Genomic DNA, 15,226 nt, shown 5'->3' with positions numbered 1-15,226 from the left:
GGCATGAACGTTCTGCTGTGGCACGTACACGGCTCCTGGACGACGTCGTTCGTCCACGGACGACACCGCTACCTGGTGCCGGTCACTCCCGACCGCGGCCCGTACGGCCTCGGGCGGGCGCGGACGTACGCCTGGCCGGCGAATGCCGTGGAGGTGACCCCGCAGGAACTGGGGCAGACCGACGTCGACCTGGTCGTCCTGCAACGGCCCGAGGAGCTGGAGCTGGCCGAGCAGTGGCTGGGCCGCCGCCCCGGCCGCGACCTGCCCGCGATCTACGTCGAGCACAACACCCCCAAGGGCGACGTGCCGAACACCCGCCACCCGATGGCCGACCGGGACGACCTGATCATCGCCCACGTCACCCACTTCAACGAACTGTTCTGGGACAACGGCGCCACCCGCACCACCGTCATCGAACACGGAGTGCTCCCACCGGCCGTCGAATGGACCGGCGAGCTGAACCGCCTGGCCGTGGTCATCAACGAACCCGTACGCCGCTGGCGCGTCACCGGCACCGACCTGCTCCCCCGCTTCGCCGACATCGCCCCGCTGGACGTCTACGGCATGAGCGTGACCGGACTGGCCGACCACCTCGGACTACCACCCGACCGGCTCACCAGCCACGACGACGTGCCACAACACACCATGCACACCGAACTCGCCCGACGACGGGCATACCTACACCTGTGCCGCTGGACATCCCTCGGACTCAGCCTGATCGAGGCGATGACCATGGGCATGCCCGTGGTGGCACTGGCCACCACCGAAGCCGTGGACGCCGTGCCGCCCGACGCGGGGGTGCTCTCCACCCGGGTGGACACGCTGGTCGAGGCGGCCCGCTGGCTCGCCGAGGACCGCGACGCGGCGTACCGGCTCGGGGCGCGGGCGCGCGAGGTGACGAAGGAACGCTTCGGGCTCGACCGGTTCCTCGCCGACTGGGACCGGCTGATGGAGGAGGAAGTATGCGCATCGCGATGATCTCGGAGCACGCCAGCCCGCTCGCCGTCCTCGGCGAGGAAGACGCCGGCGGCCAGAACACCCACGTGGCGGAACTCGCGGCCGCGCTGGCCGGCGAGGGACACGACGTCCGCGTCTACACCCGCCGCGACTCCCCCACCCTGCCCGACGCCGTGTCCACCCCGGACGGCTATCACGTCTGCCACGTGCCGGCCGGGCCGCCACGGCGGGTCCCGAAGGACGAACTGCTGCCGTACATGGGCGAGTTCGGCAGCTGGCTGGCCGACACCTGGCGGCGCGACGGCTGGACCCCGGAGGTGGCCCACGCACACTTCTGGATGAGCGGACTGGCCACCGTGCACGCGGGCCGGCGGACCGGGGTGCCGACCGTGCTCACGTACCACGCGCTCGGCACGGTGAAGCGCCGCCACCAGGGCGCCCGGGACACCAGCCCACCAGGACGGATCGGCTACGAACGGGCGCTCGGGCGGGCCGTCGACCGGGTCGTCGTGCAGTGCAGCGACGAGGTGGCCGAGCTGGTCCGGATGGGCGTACCCCGGTCCCGGATGGCGCTGGTCCCCTCCGGCGTCAACCAGCGCGTGTTCCACCCGGCCGGCCCGGCCGCGCCGCGCGACCCGGCCAGGCCTCGCATCCTCACGGCCGGCCGGCTGGTGGAGCGCAAGGGCTTCCTGGACGTGGTCCGAGCGCTGCCCGCGGTGCCGGACGCCGAGTGCGTCGTGGTCGGCGGCCCGCCGGCCGAGTTGCTGCCCGCCGACGCCTTCGCCCGGCGGCTGCGGGCGCTCGCCGAGTCCTGCGGGGTCGCCGACCGGGTCCGGCTGGTCGGCGGGGTGCCCCGGGAGGAGATGGCCGGCTGGTACCGCTCGGCCGACGTGCTGGTGGCCACCCCCTGGTACGAGCCGTTCGGGCTCACCCCGCTGGAGGGGATGGCCTGCGGCGTACCGGTGATCGGCAGCAACGTCGGCGGCATCGCCGACACCGTCGTCGACGGGCTCACCGGCGACCTGGTGCCGCCTCGCGACCCCCGCGCGCTGGCCACCGCGATCCGCCGGCTGCTCACCGACAAGGTACGCCGCTTCGCGTACGCCACGGCGGCGCTGGACCGGATCCGGAGCCGGTACTCGTGGAAGCGCTGCGCCGAACAACTCAACGCGGTCTACGCCACGGTGACCACGGTCGCCCGTCCCGCCCGGGCGGTGGCCTGATGACCGACATGATCGACGCGCACCTGTCCGGGCTGGCGGCGGCGCTGCTGCCGTTCCGGCGGGAGGCCGAGCGGCTCGCCGACTGGGGCACGGAGCTGGCCTGGACGCTCGTCCGGGGCGGACGGATCCTCGTCGCGGGCAACGGGGGCAGCGCCGCGGAGGCCCAGCACCTCACCGCCGAACTCGTCGGCAAGCTCCACGACGACCGGGAACCCCTGTCCGCCATCGCCCTGCACGCCGAAACCTCCGCGCTCACCGCCATCGGCAACGACTACGGCTACGACGAGGTCTTCGCCCGCCAGGTCCGCGCCCACGGCCGAACCGACGACATCCTCCTGCTCCTGTCCACCAGCGGCACCAGCACCAACCTGCTCACCGCCGCCCACGCCGCACGCGAGACCGGACTGCGCTGCTGGGCCTTCACCGGCCCGACACCCAACCCCCTCGCCGACGCCTGCCACGAGGTCCTCGCCGTTCCGTCACCGGACAGCCAGGTGGTGCAGGAGCTGCACCTGGTCGCCACCCACCTGCTCTGCGAGTACGTCGACCAGGCCCTCCCCTTGATCCGGCAGCTGCCCACGACGACCGTGACCGCGCCCCGGGGCAACAGCATCGCCGGGTGGGCACCACCGCTCGTCCCGGTCCTCCGCGACGGGCACACCGCGAACGGACACACCGCCAACGGGCAACGCGCGAACGGGCACACCGCCAACGGACACACCGCCAACGGGCAGAGCGCCAACGGACACCGCGGCACGGGCCACAGCGTCGACGGCCACGGGCGGAACGGGCACCACCGCAACGGGACCACCGGCACCGGTTGGGTGGAGCGGTGAGCGGGCCGCTCGTCGTGGTCGGCGACGCCCTGCTGGACCGGGACGTGACGGGCACGGTGAACCGGGTCTGCCCGGACGCCCCCGTACCGGTGCTGGACGAGCGCACCGCCGTGGACCGGCCCGGCGGGGCCGGCCTGGCCGCGCTGCTCGCCGCCGCCCAGGACACCGAGGTCGCGCTGGTCACCGCGCTCGCCGACGACGCCGGCGGGGCCCGCCTCGCCGAGTTGTTGGCCGAAGCGGGGGTGGCGGTCTATCCGGTGCACCTGCCCGGCGCGACCGCCGAGAAGATCCGGCTGCGGGCGGGCGGACAGACGCTGCTCCGGCTGGACCGGGGCGGCGGCCCGCAGCCTCCCGGCGAGCCGCCGGAGGCGGTGCTGGAGGTGCTGTCCCAGGCCCGGGCCATCCTGGTCAGCGACTACGGTCGCGGCCTGATCCGGCAGCCGACGCTGCGCGCCGCGCTCGCCGAGGCGTCCGCCCCGGTGGTGTGGGACCCGCACCCGCGCGGCCCGGCCGCCGTGGCCGGGGCCCGGCTGACCACGCCGAACCTCGCCGAGCTGCGGCAGCTCACCGGCGACGCGGGGGCCGGCTCGGCGCTGTCCACCGCGACCCGGGCCGGGCACGAGCTGCGACGCCGCTGGCGGGTCGGCGCGGTCGCGGTGACCATGGGTCCGGACGGCGCGGCGCTCTGCCACGCCGGCAGCACCCCGCTGGTCGTGCCGCCACCGTCCATTCCGAACCGGGTCGAGGACACCTGCGGCGCCGGCGACCGGTTCGCCGCCACCGCCGCCCTGGCGCTCGGCGACGGCGCGCTGGTCTCCGAGGCGGTCGGCGCGGCGGTGGCCGCCGCGTCGGCGTACGTGGCGGCGGGCGGGGCCGCCGGCCTGCACCGCGAGCCGGCGCAGCCCCCGACACCCGCCGCCGCCCGCACCGCCGAGGAGCTGGTGGCTGCGGTACGCGCCGACGGCGGCACCGTCGTCGCCACCGGCGGCTGCTTCGACATCCTGCACGCCGGGCACGTCGCCACCCTCCAGGCGGCCCGCCGTCTCGGCGACTGCCTGGTGGTCTGCCTGAACTCCGACCGCAGCGTACGCGGGCTGAAGGGGCCGGAGCGCCCGGTCAACCCGGAGGCGGATCGGGTCCGGCTGCTGACCGCCCTGGACTGTGTCGACGCGGTGCTGGTGTTCGACGAGCCCACCCCGCACCGGGTGCTGGCCCGGCTGCGGCCCGACGTCTGGGTCAAGGGCGGCGACTACGCCGGGAACGGCGGGCCGGAGCTGCCCGAGGCGGATCTGGTCCACCGCTGGGGCGGCCGGGTCGTCACCGTCCCCTATCTGGCCGGCCGATCCACCACGGGCACCATCTCCGCCGCGCGCCAGCGCGGCCTCCACCTCGTCAAGGGAGCGGCAGTATGAGCGAGCGTCAGCGGAGTGCTGGCAGTGGCATCAACGGCAGGGCGGTCCTCGTGACCGGCGGGTCGAGCGGCCTGGGCGCGGCGGTGGTGACCGCGGTCGCCAAGGCCGGTGGGCGGCCGTACGTGCTGGACCGGCAGGCGCCCGCCGACGGGGTGCCCTGGGTCGAGTGCGACCTCGCCGACACCCGCGCCGCGGAGGCGGCCACCCGCCAGCTCGCCGAGCAGGCCGGCGGGCTCGACGGTGTGGTGACGGCCGCCGGCGTGGACGTGCCGGGGCGGCTGGCCGACGTGCCGGGCGACACCTGGGACCGGATCGTGACGATCAACCTGCTCGGCACCGCCGCGGTGGTCCGGGCGGCTGTGCCGTACCTGGAACGCGGGCACGGCACGGTGGTCACCGTGGCGTCCACGCTGGGCGTCAAGGCGGTCAGCGACGCGACCGCGTACTGCGCGGCGAAGTTCGGGGTGGTCGGCTTCACCCGGGCGCTCGCCGCCGAGCTGGCCGGGACGGTCGGCGTGACGCTGCTGATCCCCGGTGGCATGCGGACGGCGTTCTTCGACGACCGGGACGAGAAGTACCGGCCCGGCCCGGACGCGATCCTCAACGACCCGGCCGACACTGCGGAGGCGGTGCTGTTCGCCCTCGCCCAGCCGCCGGGCTGCGCGGTACGCGAGCTGGTGGTCTGCGCCGAGCAGGAGTCCTCGTACCCGTGATCCTCGTGCTCCGCGCGCTCGGCGTCGGCGACCTCGCCACCGGGGTGCCGGCGCTGCGCGCGCTGCGCGCCGCGTACCCCGGTGATGAGCTGGCGCTGGTCGCGCCGCGCTGGCTGGCGCCGCTGGTCGAGCTGGTCGATGGGGTGGACCGCCTGGTCGAGGCGGACGGGCTGGGCCACCTGGGGTGGTCCGGACCGACGGCCACGCTGGCGGTGAACCTGCACGGCCGGGGCCCGCAGTCGCACCGGATGCTGGCCGAGGTCAGGCCCGGCCGGCTGCTCGCCTTCGCCAACGCCGAGGCCGGGCACCACGACGGTCCACCGTGGCGGGCCGACGAGCACGAGGTGGACCGGTGGTGCCGGCTGCTGGCCTGGTACGGCATCCCGGCCGACCGGACGGACCTGGCGCTGCACCGCCCCGCACCCGGTGCGCGGCCCAGCGGGGTCAGCATCGTCCACCCCGGGGCGAAGGCCGCCGAGCGGCGCTGGCCACCGGCGCGCTTCGCGGCGGTGGCCCGGGAGCTGACCGCGCGCGGCCACCGGGTGGTGGTGACCGGCAGCCCGGGTGAGCGGGGCATCGCCGACGAGGTGGCCCGCGGCGCCGCGCTGCCGCCGGAGGCGGTGCTGGCCGGGCAGACCGGCCTCGGCGAGCTGGCCGCCCTGGTGGCCCACGCCCGGCTGGTGCTCGCCGGCGACACCGGCATCGGCCACCTGGCCACCGCCTACGGCACCCCGTCGGTGCTGCTCTTCGGCCCGGTTTCGCCCGCGCTCTGGGGCCCGCCGCCGGACCGGCCGTGGCATCAGGCGCTCTGGGCCGGGCCGCGGCCGCCCGGGGACGGGCTCCACCCGGCGCTGGCCGAGCTGGCGGTGCCCGCGGTGCTGGCGGCCGTCGACCGGGTCGAACGGGCCTTTCCCGGTGCGGTGGGGCGGCTCGTCCCGGCCGCCCGGGACGGGACGGACCGAACCGCGCCGACCGAACCGGCGGCCCGGTGCGGCACCCCCGCGGCTACCCGCCGGTAGCTTGCCGCCGTACCCTGAGCCGGTGAGCGGGGAGTACACGCAGGAGTTCGTCGACGTCGACGGGGCGCGGATCGGCGTCCAGGTCTACCCGGAGCCGGACGGGCCGCCCGGCGCGCCGGTGGTGGTGCTCTGGCCGGCGATGGGGGTGCGGGCCCGCTACTACCGGCCCTTCGCCGCGGCGCTGCGCGGCGCCGGGCTCGCCGTCGTCGTGGTCGACCTGCGGGGCACCGGCGAGAGCACTCCGGCTCCCGCGCGCACCTGCCGCTACGGCTACCCCGAACTGGCCGTTGACGTCGGCGCCGTGCTCGACGCGCTCAAGCCCCGGCTGGACGGCCGTACCCGGCTGCTGCTCGGGCACTCCCTCGGCGGGCAGGTCGCGCTGCTGCACCAGGCCCTGCACGACGCGGACGCGGTGGACGGGCTGGCCCTGGTGGCGGTCGGCCTGCCCTGGTGGCGCGGGTACCCGGGGCTGCGCGGCTGGGGCGTGCTGCCGTACACCCAGGGGATCGCGGCGGTGGCCCGGCTGTTCGGCGTGTGGCCGGGCTGGGGGTTCGGCGGCCGGCAGGCCTGCGGGGTGATCCGGGACTGGGCGTACACCGCCCGGACCGGCCGGTTCCCGGTGCTCGACGGGGTCGACGCCGAGGCGGCGGTACGCCGGGTGCGTACGCCGGTCCTCGCGGTGAGCGTGGACGACGACCAGTACACCCCGCACGAGACCCTGGACCACCTCTGCGGCAAGCTCACCGCCGCGCCGGTGACCCGGCACCGCTACACGGTGGCCGAGGCCGGCGGCCCGCTGGACCATTTCACCTGGGTACGCGCGGCGATCCCGCTGGCCGCCCGGGTCGCCGCGTTCGCCGCCACCCTGCCGCGCCGCTGACCGGTGGCCGGGCTGCACGCCGGGTCGGCCGGGCGGGAGCGATCGGGGGCGTAGCCGGCCGGAACGTGGGTATGCCGCACCGCCCGAACACGGCGGAGGGGGATCAGATGTCCGAACGGCACACCGCGTTGCGGTCGATGCACGATCTGGGCCTGGCGGCATGGTTCGGCGGCTCGCTGATGGGCGCGCTCGGCGTCAACGCGGCGGCGGCTCGGGTCGACGACTCGACGCAGCGGCTGCCGGTGGCCTCGGCGGGCTGGGCGCGCTGGACCCCGGTCAACGCGGCGGCGATCGGCGCCCACCTGGCCGGCGCGGTCGGCGAAATGGTCACCGAGAGCCCACGGATGGCGGTGCAGTCCGGGGTGGGGAAGATCAGCGCGGTGAAGACCGCGCTAACCGTGGGCGCGCTGGCGGTCACCGGCTACAGCCGGATGCTCGGCAAGAAGCTGGAGCGGGCGGGCGGGCCGCCCGTCGAGGGAATCACCGAGCCGAGCTATCAGACCCCGGCGAGCGTGGCCTCCTGCCAGCGGCAGATGAAGCTGCTCCAGTGGGCGGTGCCGGCGCTGACCGGCGCGCTGGTGGTGGTGACCGCGTACATGAGCGAGCAACAGAAGCCGGGCCAGGTGCTCCGGGGCATGCTCGGCCGGGCCGGCGGGGTGATCACCCGGCCGAGGATGGCCGGCAAGGTCATCGCGATGGGCGGGCCGAAGATCGGCAAGGCAGTCGGGATGACTGCTCCGAAGATCGGCAAGATCGCCGGCCTGAGGGTCGCCGCGATGGGTGCTCCGAAGATCGGGAAGGTCGTCGGCAAGGGCGCGCCGAAGATCGGCAAGGTCGCCCTGGGCTCGCCGAGGACGATCGCCAAGGTCGCCGCGATGGGCGCGGCCACGCGGCACCTGGTCACGGCCGGCCGTTGACCCGCCGAGCGGACGCCGATCCGGCATGACCGGGCGGGCGGCGGGCATTCAGCGCGGGCACGGGAACCCAGCCAGGGTGAGGTGGCGATGAGCAGCAAGAAACGACCGAGGACGGGCGAGGGGCGGGGGCCCGAGGCGAGCAAGCCGTGGGGCACCACGGACGGTTTCGACGCCGACCCGCCGTGGGGCGCGGGCCAGGACTCGCCGATGGACGAGGGTAGCGAGGAGCCCGCGGTCCCGGAGGGCCGGCGGGGTGAGCGCCGGGCGCGCGGGGCGGCGGCGGGCGGGCCGGCGGCCGGGCGGCACGGCTTCGGGTCGGTGGAGCCGACCCGCACCGCAGAGGCCGGACCGGGCGCGCCGCCGGATCCGGCGCCGTCCGCCCGGACCTTTCCCGACGACAGCGCCGAGGGCGACCTGCCGGACAACGCGCTGGAGGAGGCCACCGGCATGCACCCGGAGGGCGTCCGGCGGCGCGGCTGAGCCGGTACGGCAGTGGCGGCGAGGACACCGACGCGCCGCCCCCGCTGACGACCCGACGCACGGAGCGAGCCCCGCCGGGCCTCGCTCGGCCCGGGGTCAGGATCCCGCGCCGGCCCGCTCCCGGACGGCCTCGACGCCGAGCAGTTCGGCGAGCCGGGCGGCGTCCCGTTGGGCCTGGTCGCCGCAGCAGTTGTTCATCAGGACGTGCAGCTCGGCGCACTGGTCGGCCAGTTCACGCAGCAGCTCGGACCAGTGCCGCAGTTCCTCCTCGCCGTAGGCGTAGCGGAACCTGTCCTGCCTGTCGCCGCTCTCCCAGGCCGTGCTGTGCCCGTGGAACCGGACCACCGCGAGGTCGGCGGTGGTGATCAGGATCGGCGGCACCGAGGAGACGTGGCCCTGCGGCATGTCCACGCAGACGTACCCGAGCCCCTGCTCGCGCAGGAAGGTCACGGTGTCCACCACCGCTTCCTCACTGAACCACGAGGAGTGCCGCAGCTCGACGCAGACCGGCCAGGGCCGGCACCGCCGGGCCGTCTCCCGGATCCGCCGTTTGGCGGCGTCGCCGCGGGCCAGCCAGGGCGGGAACTGCAGCAGCACGGCGCCGAGCCGCTCGGCCGCCGCGAGCGGCGCCAGCGCCGCGTGGAACCGGTCCCAGAGTTCGTCGTACGCCCCTGCGGGCAGGTCCCGCCAGCGGATCAGGCTCGGTCCGCCGGCCGGCCGCAGCTCGCGGGGCAGCGCCGCGACCGGGGTGTGGTGGCCGGTGAAGAGGCGGAACGCCTTGACGTCGAAGGTGAACCCCGGCGGGGTGGCGGCCACCCAGCCCGCCGCCGTCTCCGGCAGCGGGATCGCGTAGTACGACGTGTCCGCCTCGACCAGCCCGAACCGCTCGGCGTAGAAGCCGAGGCGGCCCGCGGGGGTGTTGACCGCGCGGGGATACCAGCCGGAGCGCACCAGCAACTGGTCGGCCCAGGATGACGTGCCCACCTTGATGACACCCATGTCATTCAGTGCACCGCCAACCGGACGAATCGGCAACCGGGACGGTCCCGTGTGGAAGCCGGAAACTGTCGGTGGGCCGTCGTACGGTGTCCGCGGTCGTCAAGCGAAAGGCGGACAACATGAGCGTCTCCGACCAGGTCCTCACCGGTGAGCGGGCGGATCTGCTGGCCAGCCTGCGCCTGCACCGCGGGTTCCTCCGGCAGACCGTGCAGGGCATGACCGACGAGCAGGCGGCCCGGCGCAGCACGGTGAGCGAGCTCTGCCTCGGCGGCCTGATCAAGCACGTGGCGGGCGTCGAGGAGCGGTGGATGCGGTTCGCCGTGGGCGGGGCCGAGGCGATGGAGAGCGAGCCGGTCGACTGGGTCGGGCAGTTCCGGATGGCGGAGGGCGAGACCCTGGCCGCGTTGCTCGCCGAGTTCGACCGGGTGGCCGCCGAGACCGATGCCCTGGTCGCCACCGTCGACCTGGACCAGGCGCACCCACTGCCGGTGGCGCCGTGGTTCGAGCCGGGGGCGAGCTGGTCGGTGCGCCGGGTGCTGCTGCACCTGATCGCCGAGACCGCGCAGCACGCCGGCCACGCGGACATCATCCGCGAGTCGATCGACGGGGCGAAGACGATGGGGTGACCACCCGAGGCAGGTGAGCGGTCTCACGCCGGGTTCGGGTGACCGGCGCGGGTTTCCATGTGACGTCACGAAGCGTGGCGGCGCTGAGGGACACGAGATGACCACACACCGGATGGACCAGGAGACCGTCGAGCGGCTGCTCGTCGGTCCGGGCGCCGACGCGCAGGACGTTCCCGAGGTGCTCGTCCGGCTCCTCGCCGCCGTCCGCGTCGCCGCCCGCCCGCACGAACTCGGCGGCGAGGCGGCCGCCCTCCAGGCTTTCCGCACGGCGCGCGCCGGACTGCTCCCGGCGGCGCCCCGCCCCGGGCAGGGGTTCGTCGCCAGCCTGCTCAGCGCGAAGATCGCGCTCGCCGCGCTGCTGGCCGCCGCCACCGGTGGCGTGGCGCTCGCCGCCGCCACTGACACGCTGCCGGCGCCGATCAGCGGCGGTGCCGAGACCAGCGCGACGCCGAAGGCCGGGGTCGGGTTGCCGGGCTCGCCGACGACCGGGCCGGGCGCCTCGCCCCCCCCGGCCGCCGAACCCAGCCCGACCGCCGGTCCGACCGGCCAGCCGAGCACCTCGGCTCGCCTCACCGGGCTCTGCCGCGCGTACCTCGTGAAGGCAGCTGAACAGCGACGGCGCGTGCTGGAGACGCCGAGCTTCGCCGACCTGGTCTCGACCGCCGGCGGCCGGGACAAGGTCACCGGCTACTGCGAGCGGCTGCTCGACGCGCCGGACAAGGAAAAGGGCACCAGCAACGGGACGAAAGAGCGGACCGACAGCCCGCCCACCGGACCCGCTACCGGCCAGCCGGCCGGTGGCCAGGCAACCACCGCCACCACCCCGGCCGTCACGGGGCCGCCGGCGATCCGCCCGGCGGGTCCGTCCGTGCACCTGTCCGCCCCGGTCCGGCCGACCCTGCGCTGAGCGGCCGGGCACGAGGCCCCGGACGCCCCGTCCGGTCGCGCGGCGCGGCCACTGCCGGCGGTCGGTTTCGGCCGGCGCACCTCGGGCCGGTGACCTGCGGCGGCCGGGCTGATAGCTTGCCCCGGTGACCCCGCGGCGTCGCCGACTGGCGATCCTCTTTCGCCTGGCCACCGTGCTCAGCGTGGTGGCCGGCGTCGTGCTCACCGCCCTCGGCCCGGCCACGGTGACCGGGCTGCTGCCCTACTTCACCATCCAGAGCAACGTGGCGGTCGGCGGGTTCGCCGGATACGCCGCCTGGCGGTGCTGGCACGACCGGCCGGAGCCGCCGTCGGTGCTCAAGGGTGCGGTGACTCTCTACATCACCATCACCGGGGTGGTCTACCACCTGGTGCTGGCGAATCCGGCCAGCCCGTTCGCGATGGCCCAGCCCGGCCGGGCGCTCGGCGAGGCGCTGGGCAACCAGTTCCTGCACACCGTCGTGCCACTGCTCGCGGTCGCCGACTGGGTGCTGTTCGACCAGCGCGGCCGGCTGCGCCTCCGCTACGCGGCCTGGTGGCTGGCGTTCCCGTTGGCGTACCTCGGGTTCGCCCTGGTGCGCGGCCTGATCGTGCACCGCTACCCGTACCCGTTCGTCGACGCCGGTCAGCTCGGCTACGACGGGGTGGGGCTCAGCTCGCTCGGTTTCGCGTTCGCGTTCTGGCTGCTCGGGCTCCTGTTCGTCGGCGTCGACAAGGGGCTGGCCGGGCGGACCCGAGCGGTGCTCTCCCCCGCCGGCGCCGTCGCGGCGCGGCCCGCCGCCGCGGGATCCTCCGGGCCGGCGGAGCAGACCACGGCGGGGCAGCGGTGACCGGGGTTCAGCTGCGCGCGGGCGGCGGTCAGCCCCGCTCGACGAGCCCGCGCACATACGCGGCCTGACCGGCGTGCTGCAGATCGTCGTCCAGCAGACTCACCAGCCGCACGCCGAGGGTGACCGGCGGGTCCCAGTTCAGGTCGACCACCCGGTCGAGGTCGGCGGGGCGCACCCCGCGCAGATACCGTCGGGTCCGGTCGACCACCGCAGCGTGGTAGTCGAGGAGCACCTGACCGTTCTCCGGCCGTACGGTGGCGACCTGTTCGGGGCCGTACCCGAAGCCGGTGTCGTCCGGGTCGGCGGTCATCCCGAAGCTCCGCGCCCAGTCGCCGGTGACCCAGATCTGCTCCTCCCCCAGCAGGTCGGCGACGCCGTGATCCTGGATCCGGGTCAGGTGCCAGACCAGCCAGCCCACCGTGTTCGCCCCGGGTGCCGGAGGCTGGCGCAACTGCTCCGGGCTCAGACCGTCGACCGCTGTCGCCACCAGATCGGGCAGCCGGTCGTACGCCTCGGTCAGCAGATCGTTCACGTCCACTCGTCCACGCTCCTCGCCGTCGGTGCCACCGGGGCAGTACCGCCCACCGGGCCGGGCAAACCTCACCTCTTAGGGTGATCGCGTGGTCGCGGCGCTGGAGCTGTATCTCGACACGGACGCCACCCGGCGGATCCGGGTGCTCTGGGACGCGCTGGAGTCCGAGGGCGTGCAGAGCATGCGGTCGCTGCTGGAGCAGCGGCACCGCCCGCATGTCTCGCTCGCGGTGGCGCCCCGGTTCGACCCGGAACGGGTGGCCGAGGCGCTCGCCGGGATGGTGGTGGCCGCGCCGTTGCGGCTGGAGTTCCAGCACGCGGGGCAGTTCGTCGGGCGGGTGCTGTGGCTCGGGCCGGCCCCGACCGCCGAGTTGCTGGCCCACCACGCCCAGGTGCACCAGCGGCTGGCCCGGGCCGGGATCGGGCTGGTCGAGCACTACCAGCCGGGACGCTGGGTGCCGCACTGCACGCTCTCCATGCGGGTGCCGAACCCGCTGATGGGCGCGGCGGTGCGCCGCTGCCTGGAGGTGCTGCCGCTGACCGCCACCGTGGTCGGCGCGGCCATCACCGATCACGCCCGGGGCATCTCCCATCCGCTTCCGTGAGGTTCAGCGCGGGCCGAGGTCGACGATGAAGGTCGGGTACTCGGGTTGCGGGCAGGGCTCACCGCGGTGGCCGAGCCGCTCGTAGAAGGGCGCCGCCCGCTCCCGGTGCGCCTGCCACTCCAGGTGGCGGGCCCGCCCGGCCGCCCACCGCGTCACCGCCGCGAGCAGCGTCCGGCCCACCCCGTGTCGGCGCCGGTCCGGGCGTACGTAGAGGTCGTGCAGGCGCGCGGTCCGGTGCGTGTCGCCGGAGCGCAGGTGCGGGCCGTGATCCTGGGCGGCGGCGTACCCGGTCAGCCCGCCGGCGTCCACCGCGCCGAGCAGCGCCCAGCGCGGGTCGGCGAGCAGGCGCAGGAAGTGCTCCCGGTGCGTCTCGGCGGGCTCGTCACCGACGCCCATGTCGCGCAGCATCGGCCACAGCTGCGGCCAGTCGGCGGCGGTCAACTCCCGTACGGTCGTCATGCCGGCCAGGATGCGGGCCGAGGGTGGCTTCCGGCCAGCCGGTTTCGGGCCGGGCGGGCTCAGCGGACCGCTCCGGCCGGTTCACTCCGGTCGACTACGGCAGCGGGTCGACCTGGTGCACGAGCGGCTGGACGCGCACGGCGCCCGGCCGAGGACCGGGGTGGGGCGGGACCCGCGCACCGGCGACGGTACCGTTGCGCCTCATCATGCCCTTGCGGGGCGGTCGTCCGCCGGCCCGGCGCTGGCGAACCTGACGGAGGATGGCGCAATGTCCAACGGCGAGGAACCGTTCGCATCCCACGACGACGTGTCCGCACGGCCGAGGTTCGACCCGGCGCTGCGCGGCTACGACAAACGCCAGGTGGACCGGTACGTCGAGCAGATGGAAGCCGAACTGTCCGCATTGGCGGCCGGCCGGGACCGGGCGTACGCGCAGGTGCGGGAGCTGACCACGCAGGTGCAGCGGACCCAGGCCGAGGCGGCGGAGCTGCGGCAGCGACCGGCCGAGGTGGACCGGGCGTCCTTCCGGGACCTCGGTCCGATGGTCGAGCAGATCCTCGACCTGGCCGAGCGGCAGTCCGCCCAGATCACCGAAACCGCGACCAGGCGCGCCGCCGACCTGCAGGAGCAGGCCGAGAAGGTACTGGCCTCGGCGCAGGAGGAGGCCGTCCGCCAACTGCGGGAGCTGGAGGACGATCTGTCGGCGCGCCGCGCCGAGCAGGAGAACGCGCACGAGGAGCAGCGCGCCGCCGCGCAGGCGGAGCTCACCGCGATCCGGGAGATGGCCGAGAAGCTGCGCGTCGAGGGGCAGGCCGCCCACGAGCGGGCGCAGCAGGAGGCGAAGCGGATCGCCGAGCAGAGCGCGCAGCAGGTCGACCAGGCCCGCTCCGCCTCGGAGGCGCTGGTAAAGGCGGCCCGCACCCAGATCCAGCAGGAGGTCCAGGCCACCCGGAGCAAGGCCCAGCAGGAGCTGGCCCAGTGGCAGGCCACCATGGCCCGCGAGCTGGACGAGCGGCGGGCCGCCGCCGAGCAGGAGCTGGCCGACCGGGCCAGCGCCGCCGAACGGGACATCGCCGCGCTGGTCGCCGAGGCCCAGCAGTACGCCACCGAGGTCCGCGAACGGGTCGACGAGGAGACCGCGGCGCACCAGGAGCAGCTCTCCACGGTGCAGCAGGAGATCCAGCAGCGGCAGGAGACCCTCACGCAGCTCCAGGCCGAGCTGGAGAGCGTCGGCCAGCGGCTGGAACGGACCCGCCAAGAGATCGCCACGGTCGAGCAGGAGGGGGCCGCGCTGGAGGAGCGCCTGGTCGAGGTACGCCGGGACCTGGCGGCCGAGACCAAGCGGCTCGACGAGGCGCGGCGGGCGGCGGACCTCGCCGAGCAGCACGCCAAGGAGACCCGGGCCCGGGTGCAGCGCGAGGCGAAGCGGGTGGCTGACCTGGCCGCCGCGGCGGTCATGGCGGCCGCTGCGGGCGGCGCGGCAACCGCCGAGTATCCGCAGGTCGCTCCCCGCCCCCTCGGCGACGGCGCGGGCCACGACGCGGCCGACCGTCCGGCGGCGGAGCGCCTCGAGGGCCCGGAACTGCCGACCGGTGACGCGAACGCCTCGCGCGCGCCGCTGAACGGCCCCACCTTCGACGCGTTCGCGGTGCGTCCGCCGGCGCAACGCACCGCCGCCGAGGCGGAGTCGGCCGTGCGGACCGCCGAGGAGCCGGCGGCGGGCCCCGACGTCGGGATCTCGGCCAACGCCTGAGCCGGCCGTCCTGACCGGTGCCCGGCCCGGGTGCCGGTCAGGATCCGGCCGGCCCGGCGCCG

At 75.4% G+C, this 15,226-nt stretch carries 16 protein-coding genes and 1 pseudogene; 14 read left to right on the top strand and 3 right to left on the bottom strand.

The window, feature by feature from the left end; genetic code table 11:
- The first annotated feature begins 3 nt into the window (after nt 1–3).
- From ACFYM6_RS19890 to ACFYM6_RS19850, 9 genes and pseudogenes are all read left to right on the top strand, one after another.
- Nucleotides 4–978 carry a glycosyltransferase gene (locus ACFYM6_RS19890; RefSeq protein ID WP_387277429.1) on the top strand — a complete coding sequence of 325 codons (975 nt, stop codon included), beginning with the start codon at nt 4–6 and terminating at the stop codon, nt 976–978.
- Complete coding sequence (locus tag ACFYM6_RS19885) at nt 963–2,180, top strand: glycosyltransferase (RefSeq protein ID WP_387277427.1); 1,218 nt, start codon at nt 963–965, stop codon at nt 2,178–2,180. Before ACFYM6_RS19890 ends, ACFYM6_RS19885 begins: the two co-directional genes overlap by 16 nt.
- On the top strand, nt 2,180–3,016 hold the full coding sequence (locus ACFYM6_RS19880; protein WP_387277425.1) for an SIS domain-containing protein: 837 nt from the start codon (nt 2,180–2,182) through the stop codon (nt 3,014–3,016). Before ACFYM6_RS19885 ends, ACFYM6_RS19880 begins: the two co-directional genes overlap by 1 nt.
- Nucleotides 3,013–4,428: a PfkB family carbohydrate kinase gene (locus tag ACFYM6_RS19875; RefSeq protein WP_387277423.1), complete on the top strand. Its 1,416-nt coding sequence runs from the start codon at nt 3,013–3,015 to the stop codon at nt 4,426–4,428. Before ACFYM6_RS19880 ends, ACFYM6_RS19875 begins: the two co-directional genes overlap by 4 nt.
- Nucleotides 4,425–5,141, top strand: a complete 717-nt coding sequence (locus ACFYM6_RS19870) for an SDR family oxidoreductase (protein WP_387277421.1) — start codon at nt 4,425–4,427, stop codon at nt 5,139–5,141. Before ACFYM6_RS19875 ends, ACFYM6_RS19870 begins: the two co-directional genes overlap by 4 nt.
- Nucleotides 5,138–6,049 (top strand): annotated as a pseudogene (locus tag ACFYM6_RS19865) (glycosyltransferase family 9 protein); the annotation flags it as partial. The gene ACFYM6_RS19870 and the pseudogene ACFYM6_RS19865, both read left to right, overlap by 4 nt.
- 133 nt (nt 6,050–6,182) lie before the next feature.
- Entirely contained in the window at nt 6,183–7,040 is an 858-nt protein-coding gene (locus ACFYM6_RS19860; RefSeq protein WP_387277419.1) for an alpha/beta fold hydrolase, read from the top strand.
- Between the two features lie 107 nt (nt 7,041–7,147).
- A complete protein-coding gene (locus ACFYM6_RS19855) occupies nt 7,148–7,957 on the top strand; it encodes a hypothetical protein (protein ID WP_387277417.1) in 810 nt (269 codons plus the stop codon).
- Nucleotides 7,958–8,044: 87 nt separating this feature from the next.
- Nucleotides 8,045–8,437 (top strand): hypothetical protein, encoded by a 393-nt coding sequence (locus ACFYM6_RS19850; protein ID WP_387277415.1) that lies wholly within the window; start codon nt 8,045–8,047, stop codon nt 8,435–8,437.
- 96 nt (nt 8,438–8,533) lie between these two features.
- On the opposite strand, the gene ACFYM6_RS19845 is transcribed toward ACFYM6_RS19850, so the two are convergent.
- Nucleotides 8,534–9,436: a DUF72 domain-containing protein gene (locus tag ACFYM6_RS19845; RefSeq protein WP_387277413.1), complete on the bottom strand. Its 903-nt coding sequence runs from the start codon at nt 9,434–9,436 to the stop codon at nt 8,534–8,536.
- Nucleotides 9,437–9,555: 119 nt separating this feature from the next.
- Between ACFYM6_RS19845 and ACFYM6_RS19840 the strand changes: the two genes are divergently transcribed.
- From ACFYM6_RS19840 to ACFYM6_RS19830, 3 genes are all read left to right on the top strand, one after another.
- Nucleotides 9,556–10,062, top strand: a complete 507-nt coding sequence (locus tag ACFYM6_RS19840) for a DinB family protein (protein WP_387277411.1) — start codon at nt 9,556–9,558, stop codon at nt 10,060–10,062.
- A gap of 97 nt (nt 10,063–10,159) precedes the next feature.
- Nucleotides 10,160–10,969 (top strand): hypothetical protein, encoded by an 810-nt coding sequence (locus ACFYM6_RS19835; RefSeq protein WP_387277409.1) that lies wholly within the window; start codon nt 10,160–10,162, stop codon nt 10,967–10,969.
- Between the two features lie 124 nt (nt 10,970–11,093).
- Entirely contained in the window at nt 11,094–11,816 is a 723-nt protein-coding gene (locus ACFYM6_RS19830) for a Pr6Pr family membrane protein (RefSeq protein WP_387277407.1), read from the top strand.
- Between the two features lie 28 nt (nt 11,817–11,844).
- Here ACFYM6_RS19830 and ACFYM6_RS19825 read toward each other — a convergent pair whose 3' ends face one another.
- Nucleotides 11,845–12,354 carry a DinB family protein gene (locus tag ACFYM6_RS19825; RefSeq protein ID WP_387277406.1) on the bottom strand — a complete coding sequence of 170 codons (510 nt, stop codon included), beginning with the start codon at nt 12,352–12,354 and terminating at the stop codon, nt 11,845–11,847.
- Nucleotides 12,355–12,436: 82 nt separating this feature from the next.
- Here ACFYM6_RS19825 and ACFYM6_RS19820 point away from each other — a divergent pair, with 82 nt between their 5' ends.
- Nucleotides 12,437–12,952: a 2'-5' RNA ligase family protein gene (locus ACFYM6_RS19820; protein ID WP_357446898.1), complete on the top strand. Its 516-nt coding sequence runs from the start codon at nt 12,437–12,439 to the stop codon at nt 12,950–12,952.
- 3 nt (nt 12,953–12,955) lie between these two features.
- Here the strand turns inward: ACFYM6_RS19820 and ACFYM6_RS19815 are convergent, their stop codons facing one another.
- The gene (locus tag ACFYM6_RS19815; protein ID WP_387277403.1) at nt 12,956–13,411 is read right to left on the bottom strand and encodes a GNAT family N-acetyltransferase; all 456 of its coding nucleotides are present in this window, start codon (nt 13,409–13,411) and stop codon (nt 12,956–12,958) included.
- 268 nt (nt 13,412–13,679) lie between these two features.
- Between ACFYM6_RS19815 and ACFYM6_RS19810 the strand changes: the two genes are divergently transcribed.
- The gene (locus tag ACFYM6_RS19810) at nt 13,680–15,164 is read left to right on the top strand and encodes a hypothetical protein (RefSeq protein WP_387277401.1); all 1,485 of its coding nucleotides are present in this window, start codon (nt 13,680–13,682) and stop codon (nt 15,162–15,164) included.
- The last annotated feature ends 62 nt before the right edge of the window (nt 15,165–15,226 follow it).

This window comes from Micromonospora sp. NPDC006431 (assembly GCF_042870725.1).
Classification (GTDB): Bacteria; Actinomycetota; Actinomycetes; order Mycobacteriales; family Micromonosporaceae; genus Micromonospora.
This window is presented reverse-complemented; position numbering and strand designations above follow the sequence as displayed.

Excerpts from the sequence above, each read along its gene's own strand:
- ACFYM6_RS19890 (WP_387277429.1), top strand. The coding sequence starts at position 4 with ATGAACGTTCTGCTGTGGCACGTACACGGCTCCTGGACGACGTCGTTC.
- ACFYM6_RS19885 (WP_387277427.1), top strand. The coding sequence starts at position 963 with ATGCGCATCGCGATGATCTCGGAGCACGCCAGCCCGCTCGCCGTCCTC.
- ACFYM6_RS19855 (WP_387277417.1), top strand. The coding sequence starts at position 7,148 with ATGTCCGAACGGCACACCGCGTTGCGGTCGATGCACGATCTGGGCCTG.
- ACFYM6_RS19850 (WP_387277415.1), top strand. The coding sequence starts at position 8,045 with ATGAGCAGCAAGAAACGACCGAGGACGGGCGAGGGGCGGGGGCCCGAG.
- ACFYM6_RS19810 (WP_387277401.1), top strand. The coding sequence starts at position 13,680 with ATGTCCAACGGCGAGGAACCGTTCGCATCCCACGACGACGTGTCCGCA.
- ACFYM6_RS19845 (WP_387277413.1), bottom strand. The coding sequence starts at position 9,436 with ATGGGTGTCATCAAGGTGGGCACGTCATCCTGGGCCGACCAGTTGCTG.
- ACFYM6_RS19815 (WP_387277403.1), bottom strand. The coding sequence starts at position 13,411 with ATGACGACCGTACGGGAGTTGACCGCCGCCGACTGGCCGCAGCTGTGG.
- ACFYM6_RS19880 (WP_387277425.1), top strand. The coding sequence starts at position 2,180 with ATGACCGACATGATCGACGCGCACCTGTCCGGGCTGGCGGCGGCGCTG.
- ACFYM6_RS19840 (WP_387277411.1), top strand. The coding sequence starts at position 9,556 with ATGAGCGTCTCCGACCAGGTCCTCACCGGTGAGCGGGCGGATCTGCTG.
- ACFYM6_RS19870 (WP_387277421.1), top strand. The coding sequence starts at position 4,425 with ATGAGCGAGCGTCAGCGGAGTGCTGGCAGTGGCATCAACGGCAGGGCG.
- ACFYM6_RS19835 (WP_387277409.1), top strand. The coding sequence starts at position 10,160 with ATGACCACACACCGGATGGACCAGGAGACCGTCGAGCGGCTGCTCGTC.